Source organism: Emticicia aquatica, assembly GCF_923079645.1.
Taxonomy (GTDB): Bacteria; Bacteroidota; Bacteroidia; order Cytophagales; family Spirosomataceae; genus Emticicia; species Emticicia aquatica.
In genome coordinates, this window is the sequence record NZ_CAKLPY010000004.1 from 1 (window position 1) to 14992 (window position 14992).

General features: G+C 35.0%; 8 protein-coding genes. All 8 read right to left on the bottom strand.

Annotation, left to right across the window (positions count from 1 at the left end; genetic code table 11):
• Positions 1 to 5704: Ig-like domain-containing protein (locus MJQ71_RS18090; RefSeq protein ID WP_238808267.1), on the bottom strand; the 5704-nt coding region annotated here is incomplete at its 3' end.
• Between the two features lie 295 nt (positions 5705 to 5999).
• Positions 6000 to 7055 carry a type IX secretion system protein PorQ gene (porQ, locus tag MJQ71_RS18095; protein ID WP_238808269.1) on the bottom strand — a complete coding sequence of 352 codons (1056 nt, stop codon included), beginning with the start codon at positions 7053 to 7055 and terminating at the stop codon, positions 6000 to 6002.
• A 134-nt stretch (positions 7056 to 7189) separates the two neighbouring features.
• Positions 7190 to 8722: a bifunctional metallophosphatase/5'-nucleotidase gene (locus MJQ71_RS18100; protein WP_238808271.1), complete on the bottom strand. Its 1533-nt coding sequence runs from the start codon at positions 8720 to 8722 to the stop codon at positions 7190 to 7192.
• Positions 8723 to 8809: 87 nt separating this feature from the next.
• A complete protein-coding gene (locus tag MJQ71_RS18105) occupies positions 8810 to 10888 on the bottom strand; it encodes a glycoside hydrolase family 97 protein (RefSeq protein ID WP_238808273.1) in 2079 nt (692 codons plus the stop codon).
• 183 nt (positions 10889 to 11071) lie between these two features.
• Positions 11072 to 12406, bottom strand: a complete 1335-nt coding sequence (locus tag MJQ71_RS18110) for an ABC1 kinase family protein (protein ID WP_238808275.1) — start codon at positions 12404 to 12406, stop codon at positions 11072 to 11074.
• 62 nt (positions 12407 to 12468) lie between these two features.
• A complete protein-coding gene (locus tag MJQ71_RS18115; RefSeq protein ID WP_238808278.1) occupies positions 12469 to 13110 on the bottom strand; it encodes a TetR family transcriptional regulator C-terminal domain-containing protein in 642 nt (213 codons plus the stop codon).
• Between the two features lie 68 nt (positions 13111 to 13178).
• A complete protein-coding gene (locus tag MJQ71_RS18120; RefSeq protein ID WP_238808279.1) occupies positions 13179 to 14147 on the bottom strand; it encodes an oxygenase MpaB family protein in 969 nt (322 codons plus the stop codon).
• Between the two features lie 11 nt (positions 14148 to 14158).
• Positions 14159 to 14830 carry a hypothetical protein gene (locus tag MJQ71_RS18125; RefSeq protein WP_238808280.1) on the bottom strand — a complete coding sequence of 224 codons (672 nt, stop codon included), beginning with the start codon at positions 14828 to 14830 and terminating at the stop codon, positions 14159 to 14161.
• Between the last annotated feature and the right edge of the window lie 162 nt (positions 14831 to 14992).

Below are 14992 nucleotides of genomic sequence, written 5' to 3' on the forward strand. Positions count from 1 at the left end.
TGCTCACACAACCATTCAAACTACATTCTACATAATACGTTGTCGTCGTTGAAATACTTGGGGTCGTGTAACTTGCTCCGGTTGCTAAGGAGGTACCGCCTGTTAAACCTGCATACCATGAAATTGTGCCGCCGGCACAACCACTTGCACTTAAACTAACTGTGCCTGTACCACAGCGACTACCGCCCGCACTTGTTGGTGATGAAGGGATTGTTGTAATAGTTGCAATTGCAGATGACCTTGTACTCACACAAGTCCCTAAAGTACAATCTACATAATACGTTGTGCTTGTGGAAATACTAGGTGTTGTATATGTTGCTCCTGTACCTAAACTCGTCCCGCCTGTTAGTGCTGCATACCAGATATAAGTTCCTGCACAGCCACTTGCACTTAAACTAACCGTTCCTGTACCACAGCGACTGCTACTTGTCGTTGTCGGTGAAGTAAGACTTCCTGTTGTTGTAAGGCTAATTGTACTTGTAGCAGTACATCCACCTGCATCAAGGATAGTAATTGTATAAACTCCCGCTGCAAGACCTGAAAAAATATTACTAGACTGAAATGACCCACTATTTAATTTATACTGATATACTGGAGTAGTTAATGAGCTTGCTACATTTGGTCTGATTTTATCTCCTGGAATAACCTCACTTGGAGTAGTTGTACTTTCGCCAGGTTTCGACCATCCAATTGCAATATTATCACCTCCTCCACCTTCTTTATAAAGTGCCTCAAAATAATAGATTTGACCAGCTACAAGATTCAAGGCTATGCTTTTTTGACTTGCATATTTATTCCATTCTCTCGACGCTGTATAACCACTTACACTTGCAATTAAAGATTTATTGGCTGGATTTGAGTCTGAGCTTCCCCATAATTCGCTATAATCATCAGAAGAAATCCACAAATAATAAGTCCCAGTTGTTGGCGGCACCAAATAACCCGAAATTTTACCCCCAAAATTTTCATAAGCATTTTTGTATCCTTCAAGAATACCAATAGTAGTAGAAACAGAGGGTGCATTTGGATAACTAGCATTTGACGTTAAACTAGCAACATCACTTCCAGAAATGCCTAACCATAATTGGTATGTTGCTGAGCCTAATCCAGTTGTTCCTCCACTCCCTGTAACAGTTATACTACCAGTTGTTGAACAAGTTGGGTCTGTTTTTGCGAGATTTAATAATGGAACTTCAGTTGTATTAATGATCGTAAAGTTAGCATAAGAGCTACACCCATCTCCTTGTATTCCGATGGTGTACGTACCTGAAGTTAAATCGGTATAACTATTTTTAAATTGTGTCCATGATCCACCGTTAATATTTGTCAAAAAACCATCAGGTAGATTTGTTATTGAAATGCTTCCCAAAGCTACCGAACAACCAGTATTGACAACAGTGGCAGTAGGAGTAGCTGGAATAGCTACAATTGTAGCAATTGCTGATGACCTCGTACTTACACAACTACTAACTGTACAATCTACATAATAGGTTGTACTTGTGGAAATACTAGGTGTTGTATATGTTGATCCTGTGCCTAAACTCGTCCCGCCTGTTAGTGCTGCATACCAGGTATATGTGCCTGAACAACCACTTGCACTCAAACTAACCGTTCCTGTACCACAGCGACTACCGCCTGTAGTTGTCGGTGCGGATGGTATTGCAGTAACTGTTGCAATTGCCGATGACCTCGTACTTACACAACTACTAACTGTACAATCTACATAATAGGTTGTACTTGTGGAAATACTAGGTGTTGTATATGTTGATCCTGTACCTAAACTCGTCCCGCCTGTTAGTGCTGCATACCAGGTATATGTGCCTGAACAACCACTTGCACTCAAACTAACTGTGCCTGTACCACAACGACTACCGCCTGTAGTTGTCGGTGCGGATGGGGTTGTGGTAATCGTTACACTTGCTGTTGCTGTTGCTGTACATCCAGATGCGTTTGTAACAGTAACAGTATAAACACCTGCCATTGCACTGGTTGCTGAAGCAATAGTTGGATTTTGTGATGCACTTACAAATGAATTTGGACCTATCCAAGAGTATGATGTTCCACCTGTTGAGGCTAAAGAAATTGTTCCACCTGAACATTCAACATCTCCTGTGGCAGTAGCCGTTGGATTAGCACTTACAGTTACCGTTCCTGAAGCTGAACCACTCGTTGTAGATTTTGTAAGTGAAAAATTATCTAAATAAAAAATAGTTGATGGGTCTGCCCAAGCAAAAGCCTCAACCCAAGCAGTACCTGCGGGGGCAGTTCCAGTATAGGTATATTGTTGAAAAGAAGTTGAATTTATATCATCACTAAACTCACCTATTGATGTCCATGAAGAATTATAAAATTGTATTCCTGCTCCTGACCAAGGGGTTGTGCTACTTGCTTTCCCATAAACTGTCAATGTAAAGTTTTCACCAGCAACAGCTGCAACACTTTGAGCAAAACCACCTCCAGATGAAGATGCACTCACTTTTGCTCCATATGTTCCACTCTGACGTTCTGATGAAGTAGAAGTTATTGTTGTATAATTCCAGTTAGACCAAGGTGAAAGAACTCCTGTTTCAAAACTCGGATTTGTCAATAAATTAGCCGATGTTGAACCACAAGTTGCTGTATAAGTTGTAGTTGTTGTCGGATTCACTGTAATTGTAGTTCCAGTTGCCCCTGTGCTCCAAGTGACCGTTCCCGAACAATTACTTGCCGTCAATGTGGTACTTTGTCCTTGACAAATTGTTGCACTTGAAATCGAAAATCCAACATTAACCACCACATTAGTGGTTGCTGTTGCTGTACAACTACTATTTGTAACTGTTACGGTATAGACTCCCGCCATTGCAGTGGTTGCACTTGTTCTACTTGGATTTTGGGCGGTTGAAGTAAACGTGGCAGGTCCTGTCCATGAATAAGTGCCTCCACCAGTTGATGTAAAGTTGATTGTACTTCCAGTAGTTACTGGTGAATTTGAACTTGCAGTTACCGAACTACTCGAAACAACCGTAACTGTAATAACATTTGAAGTCGCAGCGTAAGGAATACAACCACTTCTACGAGCTTTTCTTCTATATTTTGTAGTTATTGTAATTGTATTTGTTTCATCATAAGTTGCAGATGTTGCACCTAAAATTTCAATCCATGTTGTTCCTTCATCAGTACTTTTTTCCCATTGATATTCAAGCGTTCCAGTGCCTCCCGATGCTGCAACTGAACTTGTAAATGCTGCTGGATTTCCTGAAGCACAAAGCGTTTGGTCTGAACCAACTGTACCGCCAGCCGTAACGTTTGAACAAGTTGTACAGTTCTGTGCAATACAAAAACCATCCAATGCAATACCATTATAAGGAGAACCCGTTGAATTATAAACTTTTAATCTTGAAATATCTACATAAGGCGTAAAATCCAAACAAATCTGTTGCCAATTAAGGGTTCTCCAATCGACAACTTGACCCGCAGCACCTGTGAAAGTGGCTCCATTAATGTCTTTTACATTGGTAGAAGCTGGTAAATTCCAAGTGAGTGTATTAAATGACCCGCTTTCGGAAATTGCACTAGGTGTTATCGAAAAATTTGATGCAACTCCAGGGTCTGTACTTCCATAAGCATCTTCATATTCTAAATTATATTCTGACGAAACATTAGCATTCGGATTTGTCGGGTCAAATTGTGCTACCCATAAACATATTTTGTAACAAGTATTTGTTGCATGTGTAAAGCCCATGCCTGAATTTGGGAACAAACATCTACCTCCTCCTGCCACAGAGGGAAATGCAAATAACCGATTCCCATCTTTCGCCCCCAAACCTCCATTTGTTGTAGCATCAACCCAATATCCTGTATCAATCATATAGCCAGTTATCGGCATATCAGCAACAATGTTTCCACTTGGAGCTCCTGATAAATAGACAGCTTGGCTACCACCATAAGTTGTTAATGTTCCTGTAACACCTGGTTCGGAAGTTGTGAAATTTGCAAAAATTCCATTTTCAAAACTAGCATTCGCATTCGTACACACACCCGACGTAGAACTGGAAACTGTTACACTTGTTGTTGCAGTAGCAGTACAAGCTCCAGAAGTAACAGTAACTGTATAAATACCACTCATAGCGGTTGTTGAGCTTGACCTAGTTGGATTTTGTAAATTTGAGGTAAAACTTGATGGCCCAGTCCAAGAAAAAGAAGTTCCAGTTGTTGAACTTGAAACTAAATAAAGTGTATTTCCAGTAATAACAGGCGAGTTAGAACTTGCTGAAATATTAGGTGTTGAACAAGTAGTTGTTAAACAAACTTGGTCTAGTTTTAGATAATCACCCGAGGCATAAAATTCTAAACGTAAATATGAAACACCACTTGGAGCTGTTGCTTTAAAATTATAAGCCATCAAATCTCCATAAAGGTCAACATCGTAATCTATCTTTTGAGTTACCGATGACAAAAGCGTTCCAGATGAATTATAAAATGCAATTTTTGCGGAGTGATTATAACTTGGGTCATGCGTACCTGAATAAAAATTCAAAGTATATTCTTTCCCAGCAGTAATACCTGAAATTTGTTGGTAAACAGAAGCACTTGAATTATATGCTTGCAAAAATGACGCATTAGCCCCACAAACCACATACGCACCTCCAGTGTAAAAATAACCATTTGTTGAGTTATATGTCCAACCTGTCGTTCCTGATTCAAAACTAGGATTTGTCACAAGATTCGTTCCGACACAAGAACAATATGATGGATTAAAAGGATGATAATGTATTTCTCCACCAGTTTTTGTCAATGATTGTCCGATTACTTGCCCATTGATGTTCGCTGAATTTGACTTAGTAATATTAGCATTCGGAGCTAATATCGAACCCATTATGGTGCTAGAAGTACTGATTGTTAAAGTTGTTGCATTATAAAAATTAAATAATATGTAACGTCCATTCACATCACCAATACCGTTCATGTTAAACTGTGTACTCCAATTATAATTATTGGAAACACCAGCTGTATTCACATTTACTATTAAAAATCGACTAATTGAAGGTGCATTATTGAAATTTAACTCATTAAATGAAGTCAATTGTGCTGCAGTCAAATTCAAAACGTTTTGACCGCTTGCCAACGTAATTTTTGGTTTGTTTGACCCTAGCGAATAATCTAACGTAACATTATTGGTCAAAGCACTAAGTGTTGTTGCGTTTGCTTGAAGCGTTGTAAATGCACTTGCAAAATCAATTAAACCTGTCTGATTAATTGATGATGTTGGTTGTGCCGTTTGAAGATTTATTCTTGGACTCGAATTATTATTTCCAGTGCTTGGATAAATCCTCGTATTCCCTAAATTATTATCGTAGCCCGAACCAGTAATACTTCCAAGTTTAAGATAAGTACTTTGATTTAGATTAATTCCCGAACCACCTGTATAATACACTCTTCCATTTATCAAAAGCCCCGTTGGACGAGAATCTGTTGACACATAAAAATCACCAGAAATATTCGTAGCAAGATTATAACTTCCCGATTGCATCGTAAAATCTCCACCAACAGCTGTTGGGCCGTCAACATCACCAGAACCATTGAGTACTAAGCCATTACGAGTAAAAATATTGAAATTTTCCGCAGGAGCTAATGGATTTTGAGAAGTTTGTGAAAAAATATTCGAGGTAATCAAAGAAAACAACACAAGCGAAAAAACACGGAAAAACTTATTAAAATAAGTCAACCGAGCGAAGCTTCTCTCTATGTTGTAACATTGATGAGATGAAAATATATGTTTTTTAGTTTGGGACACTTATAATCTATAGCTTATACGTTTAATTTTGGATTTGCAAAAGCACCAAATCATTACAACTGATTTGTACATTATATTATAGCAAAACTTATGCCATAAGTTATTGAGAGGTATCAATAAAAGCACAAATCATTTATTATCAAGCTTTTATTTTTATAAAATAATGTGAAGGAGCAAAAATATTCACAGAAATATTGTAATTTCAACGCTGAAAAGGCAGAGTAAATTATTTCTTTCTAAGCCAAATTATACTAAAAACAGTATTTCCATTTCCAGCAGATAATACAGAATGAGAAGCAGAAATACCCCAATTTTTTAACTTTAAATTCACACCAAATGAGAAGCCCGAAGCCCCACCTAATGAACTGATTAGTAACTCTTTACGTCGAAGATAATTATAACCAAGCAGTAAATGAAAATTTTGATGAATTAGTATTTCTGTACCAAATACTAAATGTCTAAATAGCTTATCAATGGTTGATGCTTTTTTCTCAATTTTGTTTCCTTGACTATCAAAAATATAATTGATTGGTTCATTATTTACTATATCAAAAACATATAAATGATGAGCAGTTAACGAAAAACGCACAGGCATATACATCGGTTTAAATGATGAGCCAATTTGCAAATCAAAAGGTATTTCTGGACGAAAATTACCATATTTTTTAAGAACAAAACCAACATTTTTTGCTAATACTCCAAAATTTAAGTCGTATTTTGGATGTTTCAATGTTCCGCCCCAATCAGTCAAAAAAGCAATTGAACTGTACGATTCTAGTACAGACCCAACCAATTTTGAAGTGATTCCGAATGAAATATTATTAATTTTTCGAGCATGTGTAACACCTAAAGAAAAGTCATTTGCCGTGAAATTATTGGTTAAATTTCCAACAGCATCAGTACCTTGAAAATTGCCATAATGAAGATTTTGCAAGCTAAAACCCCAATTTCCTGCATTTGTTTCTGTCCTATTTTTGGGTGAATAATTCAGCGATAAAAACTTGCTTTGAGCCAAATATGGAGAATAGTTGAATCCAATTTGTCCTCTTTGTGATGTATCTAACAAAGCAGGATTAAACGAAAAAAGATTTATATCGCCATCTGCAATTGAAATATTTACTCCACCAAGAGCATTTATACGAGCATTATTGGCTATATTAAGAAAAGAAAAGCTATTTTGAGCAAAAACTTTAAGGTGTAAAACCATGCAAATAAATAGCAAAAAGTAAGCTTTTTTACTACTTTTAAAATAAACCTCCCCTACTTTCAAATTTCGTTTCATGCTAACTTAATAATCACTTTGGTTGAAAATTAACATTTTCATATTTAGCTTTTTTCATAAAAAAAGTCATGGTAAAAGTTAACAAACTTTCACCATGACTCAAAAGTCAAAAAAATTGACTATAATAAAAAATATTATTTTTTCTTTAAATAAGCAATTACAGCTTTACGAATATCATTTCTTACATCATCGTCTGGAAAAGTATCCACAACTGATTGAATATCAGGATTTTGCTTCGTAAAAAAGCTTAGATTTCTTTCTTTACCAGTCAATAAGAAATCACTCGTCATAACCGAATAAACTTGGTTTACATCAAGTAGTTTTCCATTGATTTTCCATTCTTTTTTTGCTTCATCGTAAGTAATTTTCCCCCATTGCAAATAACCTCCGCTTCCTTTGTTTTTCAAACCAGTTTCCAAAACATTTTCTAAGAGTCTTCCACGCATTTTTATCTCAACTAATTTTCCGCCAAAAGGTAAAATTCTTAATACGTCCAATTGTGTAATTTTCCCTGAAACATTGTCATCAATTCTAATAGAACCACCATTAAAAAACGCACAATCAAACGTATTTGGCGAAGCTGAAAGCATTGCATTTGCAATCATATTTCCCATATTTCCTTGGGCATTTCTGACCGCACTTTCGTGACCATCAAGTGGTTCTTTCAAATCAGTAATTACTTCATTTTTATTCAATCCTAAAGCTTTAAACGCTCCATCTTCAATATTTTCCCACTTATGTACAACCGCTGCAACTTCTTGATTATCAACAATTTGATCGTTAATTTTCTTTAATTCAGAAGTTACTTTCACTTCTTTTGTATCTGTATTATAGACAATTCGATGAATGTAGGCTGACTTGGCATTTGCATCAGCTTTTGCGAGCGTCACGCCACCAATTTTCTGAAACATATTATCGTGGTCATGTCCGCCCATCAATAATTTTACTTCAGGAATCATTCCTGCTAAAATTGCATCATCAACCTTATTGATGTGCGTAATGCCAACCACAAAATCACATTGCGGTTTTAACTCATTATAAGCTTTTTTGGCTGATTCAAAAAAATCATCGTACCAAACGTATTCCTTCGGATTTGAAGGCAACACAACGCCAAACATGCCAATTTTTACTTCTGCTCCTTTGGTGTTTTTAAAACTTAAAATTGTGGTTTTCACAAAAGGAGTTTTTGTTCCATTGGCAATTTTCCCGAAAGGCACTAAATCTCCATTTGTTTTTTGTAAAGCATTGGTATTCAGCCAATTAAATTTTGATTCGTTGATGCGTTCTTGTAAATCTTTTTCATCTAAATCAAATTCGTGATTACCAAAACAAACCCAATCAACACCAACAGCATTCATCACATCAACCATTTGACGACCTTTGATTCCTTTACCTTCATAACGTAGCGTTCCGATGACAGATGGACTTAAAAAATCGCCTGAAAGGACAGTAATTGTATTTGGATTTTCTTTCAATAAATCTTGACGAACCGTTGCCACACGAGCCATTCCACCTACTTTACCGTTATCTAAGGGTGAAATTTCGTAAACGTCATTGAGATGAAGAAATGTTACATTTATTTCATTTTGGGTTTTTTGAACAGTTTTAGTAGTTTTACAAGCCGTCAAAGCAGCCGTTACTACAAAAAGAAAGATAAGTTTTTTCATACCTAATATTTAAGCCTCTATCAGTAAAAATTTTTCTATAAATCAAATGAAATTGAAGAATTAGTAGCAAATATAAAATAAATATTTCTACAATTTCACAAAGCTGATGGCACATCCTCCACCTTTTGCCAAACTCAATTCAATAATATCATTATTGGACACTACTCTTTTCTCAATTTTATATGCTTCTGGATTTGTCTGCCAATCAGCATTTGCAGCATCTTTATAAATTGTGGCTTCGTATTTTGCATTTTCATCCAAAAAGTCAAGTTTAATTGTGCTTTTTCTACCATTTTCATCAGTTATTGCACCTAAAAACCAATTTTCTTTGCCTTTTTGCTTACGAGCAATTGTTATATAATCAGCAGGTTCGGCTTCTAAAATTTTTGTATCATCCCAATCTACTGGCACATCTTTGATAAAATGAAAGGCATCCAAATGTTGATTAAAATTTTCGGGAAAATCACCTGCCATTTGCAATGGACTATAAACCGTTACATACAAAGCTAATTGTTTTGCAAGCGTAGTTTTGACCCGTGTTTTGCGTGAAGCATCATATTGATTCAATTGAAAATGGAAAAAACCTGGTGTATAATCCATTGGGCCGCCCATCAATCTTGTAAAAGGTAAAATTGTCTCGTGCTCTGGCACAAGTCCCAAATTGGGTGCATTATTAAATTCGTTGCCACGAGCGGCTTCATTGGCTAGCCAATTTGGATAAGTTCGGTGTAAACCCGTAGGATGAACTGGCTCGTGTGCTTCCACCATAATTTTGTATTCAGCGGCTTTTTCAGCTACTCGTTGGTAATGATTAACCATCCATTGGCTATCGTGATGCTCACCTCTCGGAATAATTCGACCAACATAACCCGTTTTTACTGTATTTATATGATGGTCTTGCATGAATTTAAAAGCTTTATCAAAATGACGCTCATAATTTGTGGCTGAACCTGATGTTTCATGGTGCATGATTAATCGAACACCTTTTTGTTTGGCGTAAGCCGTTAATTCTTCGATGTTATAATCGCTGTAAGGAGTAACAAAATCAAATACATTTTCTTTCCAATTACCAAACCAATCTTCCCACCCTTCGTTCCAGCCTTCTACTAAAACACCATCAAAACCATGTTTAGAAGCAAAATCTATATACGTTTTAACATTTTCAGTATTAGCACCATGTTTGCCCGAAGCTTTTTCCCAAGTAGCTTTTCCGACGTGCATTTCCCACCACATTCCAATAAATTTCTGTGGTTTTATCCAAGAAACATCCGTAATTTTTGATGGTTCATTTAAGTTTAATATCGTTTTTGAAGCTAAAATATCCGCCGCTTTATCGCTAACAATAATAGTTCTCCAAGGTGTTTGAAATGGTGTTTGCAAATATGCCTTATTTCCAACTGCATCAGGCACCAAATGTGAGGTAAAAGTGAAGGTTGTTTTATCCAACGTCAAATTCATGGCTGGATAATTAACCAAAGCAGCTTCATGGATATTGATATAAATTCCATTAGCCGTTTTCATCATCAAAGGCGTTTGAACGGTATTTATTCCAATCACCGATTTTAAGGCAATATCCGTTTCTTTATTTGCAGCTTTTATTGCATCAATTTCACTTAATTTGGTTGTATTATATAAATATTCGTTTGTGTCATAGTCGCCTGGAATCCAAAAGGTTTTATGATTTCCTGCCAAATTAAATTGCGTTAATTCATCTTTAACGATAAAATGTTTGATAGCAGATTCTTGTGGGAATTCATAACGAAATCCCACTCCATCATCAAAAACTCTAAAGATAACATTTACCAAATTATCAGCTTTTGTTTTATCTTTTAGCTTGATTTTCAGTGCTTTATAATTATTTCTAATACTACTTACTTCTCCCCATACTGGTTTCCATGTTTCATCAAAAGTTGAGGTTTCAAAATCAATTAATTGAAATTTATTGAGTTGAATTTCTGGTCTTTTCAACGAAAATCCCAATAAAGACGGCTCAACGATTATTTGCTTTTTATAAGTTATTTGATAGGTAACATTTCCATTTTCAGCAACATTAATTTGTAACGAAATAGCACTATTTGGAGAGGAAATTGAGGCACTTTTCTGAGCAAAAAGCCCAAAAGACGAGCACAGTAAAACTAGACTTAAAGTAAATCTTGAGCAAAACATAATTATTTTTTTATAGGTTTGGTAAAGTATTTTCGTCTTTTATTATAGGAAATAAAAGTCTAACAAACTAAAACCAAATTGCGGAATTATGCAATGTTTTGAGTTTTTTTCTTGTGAATACCCTAAAAAGCAAATAAGCCGTAGAATAATTATTCTACGGCTTATTCAAAATCTGTATTAATTTTAAACCATTTCTGCCTTCAAATGCTTCGGTGTTAACCAATCTGGTTTTGTGGTTTTGATTTCTGCTTTTAAATCGTTCAAAATTGTATAAAGTCCAAAGTAAGTACGGTTTACATATAAACCATGTTGAGACCCACGAGCCGCTTTAGAATCTTTCAGTTCGGGAAGTTTCGACACATATTCAAAGAAATTATAAATTTCATCCACATAACCTTCTTGACCAAAATCAAATCTATTTGAGTTAAACGGACGACCAAGTAATTCTATCATTTTCTTGAATAAATCAGAAAAAAATACTCTTTTTTGAGGTGAATCTTCTTCAACGATAAACTCTAAAGTCCAAAATATTCTTTGAATTTCGGCCTCATCCTGTAGGGTATCAGGATTTATTAGTGCAAAATAATTGATGTAATAATCTTCTGGAATTACTTTCACACAGCCAAAATCTATCACGCCCAAACGGCCATCTTGCGTCATCAAAAAATTACCAGGATGTGGGTCAGCATGAACCTGACGAAGGGTGTGCATTTGGAAATCGTAGAAATCCCAGAGCGTTTGCCCAATCTTGTTACGCACTTCTTGTGATGGGTTGGTGTCTAAAAACTCTTTCAAATGCTGTCCTTCAATCCAATCCATCGTCAAAATTCTTTTCGATGAATATTCAGGATAATATTTCGGAAAAAACAAATTTGGAATCAGACTACACGCATCCGTAATTTCTATTGAACGCTGCAATTCTAAATCATAATTAGATTCTTCAAGCAGTTTTTCTTCTACTTCCTTAAAATATCTGTCAATTTCCGCATCATTTAGATTTAATAACTGTACAGCCAGAGGTCTAGCCATTTTCAAATCTGAACTAATACTATCGGCAATTCCTGGATATTGAATCTTTACAGCCAACTTTTTGCCATTTTTTGTTGCTTTATGTACTTGACCAATTGAAGCAGCATTTTCTGCTTTCAAATCAAATGTATCAAATATTTCGGAAGGCGATTTATCAAAATATTTCTTAAAAGTTTTAATAACTAAAGGAGCGGATAAAGGAGGAGCGGAATATTGCGACATGGCAAATTTGTCGGTATATGCTCTTGGAAGTAAATTTTTATCCATGCTCATCATTTGAGCTACTTTTAAGGCACTTCCTTTCAAATTACTGAGCGTATCATAAACATCAGCGGCATTTTCTTGGTGTAATTGTTCTTTACTCAATGAAGGGTCAAAGATTTTTTTACCATAATGTTTGATATAATTGCCGCCAACTTTTACGCCTGCTTTAGCAAATTGAGTAGCTCGGGCGACTTTCGATGTGGGGATACTTTCTTGTGAATTCATATTTTTGAAGAATAGGTTTTAACCTATTTTTAATGTGTTCCAAACAAATTTAAAAACTTGTTCTATTTCCTGTTTTGGAAAATAAATTTCCCTAAATCAAACAATGAATCGAGTGGCGAATGTCCTAACAAATCGAAAGCTGTATTCACCGTTTTTTCAATCATTGTATCCGTTTTCTCAAACGATTTACTTGTATCGTTTATCCAAAAATCCAAAATAAAAAGCGTTTTTGCCCAAAATAAGTCTGGATAACGCTGCATTAATTGTGGAATTGGCCTTTGCTCCACTTCTCGAGTTTCACGAGCCTCCATTAAAAGTTCATTCATGAAATCATAAAATGAAGCTTTAAAATCAACTAGCTGAGTATTTCGTTTAACATAAATTGGCTTTTCAAAACCTTGATAAGATTTCAGAATATAACTTCGATTTTTCTTCAAAATCTCAATCCAAGTATAAAGAAATGCTAATAATTTTTCACGCACAGAGTAATTCTGATAAACTTCTTCGCTTTCAGCTGATGCACGAGCTTCGACAAACAATGCTTTCCAAATTTCGCTTTCTATTTGTGGGAACGACGAATATTCATCATAAAAAGCCTCTTCTTTGATTTTAAGTTTTTTACAAAAAGCATAAACCGATTCGGGTTGTTTGCCATTTTCGAGCAAGTATTCTGTATATGCTTGTCTTATTTTTTCTTGTGTCATGTTTCGTGAGACAGTTTTTTGACTGTCAATAGATTGAGAAAAAAATTATCTTTGAAATGAGCCAAAAACTAAAATATTTTTGACATCAATACAGCTGTTGTATTATATACTTTCAACAAAGTGTTTGGGATATTTGTTTCGGCAATGCCAAGCATTTTAGCATATTTTTCACCGAGAAGAAAACGAGATTGTTCTTGAAGTAAATCTGCTGTAATATTGTTTGGAGCAAACGACCGAATTACTTGCATCAAAGAAGCTGTAAGTTGCTGACTTTCAATAGATTGCTTAAATTGTCGTTGGGCAATTTTTTTATCAATTTTTACTGTTTCCAAATAATTATTGGGCATATTTTCGGAAATAATTCCGAGTAAAAAACCAATTACATTCCAAGTATTTAAGTAAGCATTTTCATAAGATTTATCAATCTGATAACCTAATTTTTCCATTCCACGCAAAACAATGAGCGAAAATGCAAGGTTTGTTCCTAACATATCTTCTTGATTAATAGGAAATCCCCATGACATATCCCAACGATTGCTATTAAGCGTAAAATAGCGAATCGAAGCATGTAAAAGCCTGACTTTCAAGCAAATAACAAAAATATTTTGTTCTGACCAATTATCATAATTCATTACTGCCTTCAAGAAATTACCAGTTTCGAGCAGGCGTTTATAGGTATCATTTCTAATTCGTTCTGAAAAATATAGTACTTTTGCTCCATCAGCACCTAAATAGCAATAAGGCAACGAATAAAGTCCTAATATCAAACCAATGTTTTGCTGATTTTCACGGTAAAAATCAGTTGCTCGAATTAAGTTCTTTTTATCATAAAAAGCAGGAAAAGAAGCATTTAATAAGAGAAAATCTTGCAGAATTTGAGGTTGATTTTGAAAGCTAAGATTCTGATAATCAGATAAAAAAGGCATCAATTGCCTAAGAAAATGAATTCCTTCTTGCTCTACTAATTTATGTATAATATCATCAGCATTTTTATCACCCAAAGAGCGAATTTTCTTTAAATCAATATTTGCTGCCATAAAGTCCTGTTCTATTGTTTTTTAACAGTTTGTGGCTCAGAAATGTTTGCTTGTTCAGAGATTAATTTAATTTTAGCAAGACCAGCAACAAATAATAGATGTCCAAAATTGAGAGAAATTCGAGTTATTGCCTCAATAAACCAACGAGGGTCAAATTGAAGAATTTTACCAAAAATCATGGCTAAAACTATCAGTGCATAACCCAAGTAAAGTTGTCTAAAATAGCCAACATTTGTGGCTCTAAGTGATATAAAAAATAAAACTGCTGCAGATAAAGTTGCTCCTACAAAATATAACCAATTATCATTTCCGACTACAAAATAGCAGAATATTAGAGCCGCAATAAAATAGTTGAAAATCCAACGATAAAGCCTTTTTGATATCTTTGGCTTAACATTTAGGTTTCTGTAAAGAATTATTATAAAAAAAATATTCTTCAGAAATAAGAGCATCAATAGAATATTTTCATTGACAAAACCCGTTGAATAGAAGATATGTTCAAAAATTGAAGTCAAAAACAATGGACAAAAAAGCAGAAAATTGTCAATGAATGGCCGTTTTTTTTGATAAATCCATAGAAAAAGAACCTGCATTTGGAGTGGTCTAAGCCAAATGCTGTATTCTTGCCCTGGCAGGGTACAAGTGTATAAATCAATCAAAAGAAGTATAATGAAAACAAGCATTATACCTTTTTTTATGCGTGGCATTTTAAAATTCTTAGAGTTTAATCTGATAAATAAATCAATAATAATCTATTTCAGCAAATTTTTCTTAGTATAAAAGCTTATATTTGGTTGCTTTTATGATTCTCGCATGGTTTTTGTCAGTTAAATAAAATATTATCT

Excerpts from the sequence above, each read along its gene's own strand:
- porQ (WP_238808269.1), bottom strand. The coding sequence starts at position 7,055 with ATGAAACGAAATTTGAAAGTAGGGGAGGTTTATTTTAAAAGTAGTAAA.
- MJQ71_RS18100 (WP_238808271.1), bottom strand. The coding sequence starts at position 8,722 with ATGAAAAAACTTATCTTTCTTTTTGTAGTAACGGCTGCTTTGACGGCT.
- MJQ71_RS18105 (WP_238808273.1), bottom strand. The coding sequence starts at position 10,888 with ATGTTTTGCTCAAGATTTACTTTAAGTCTAGTTTTACTGTGCTCGTCT.
- MJQ71_RS18110 (WP_238808275.1), bottom strand. The coding sequence starts at position 12,406 with ATGAATTCACAAGAAAGTATCCCCACATCGAAAGTCGCCCGAGCTACT.
- MJQ71_RS18115 (WP_238808278.1), bottom strand. The coding sequence starts at position 13,110 with ATGACACAAGAAAAAATAAGACAAGCATATACAGAATACTTGCTCGAA.
- MJQ71_RS18120 (WP_238808279.1), bottom strand. The coding sequence starts at position 14,147 with ATGGCAGCAAATATTGATTTAAAGAAAATTCGCTCTTTGGGTGATAAA.
- MJQ71_RS18125 (WP_238808280.1), bottom strand. The coding sequence starts at position 14,830 with ATGCTTGTTTTCATTATACTTCTTTTGATTGATTTATACACTTGTACC.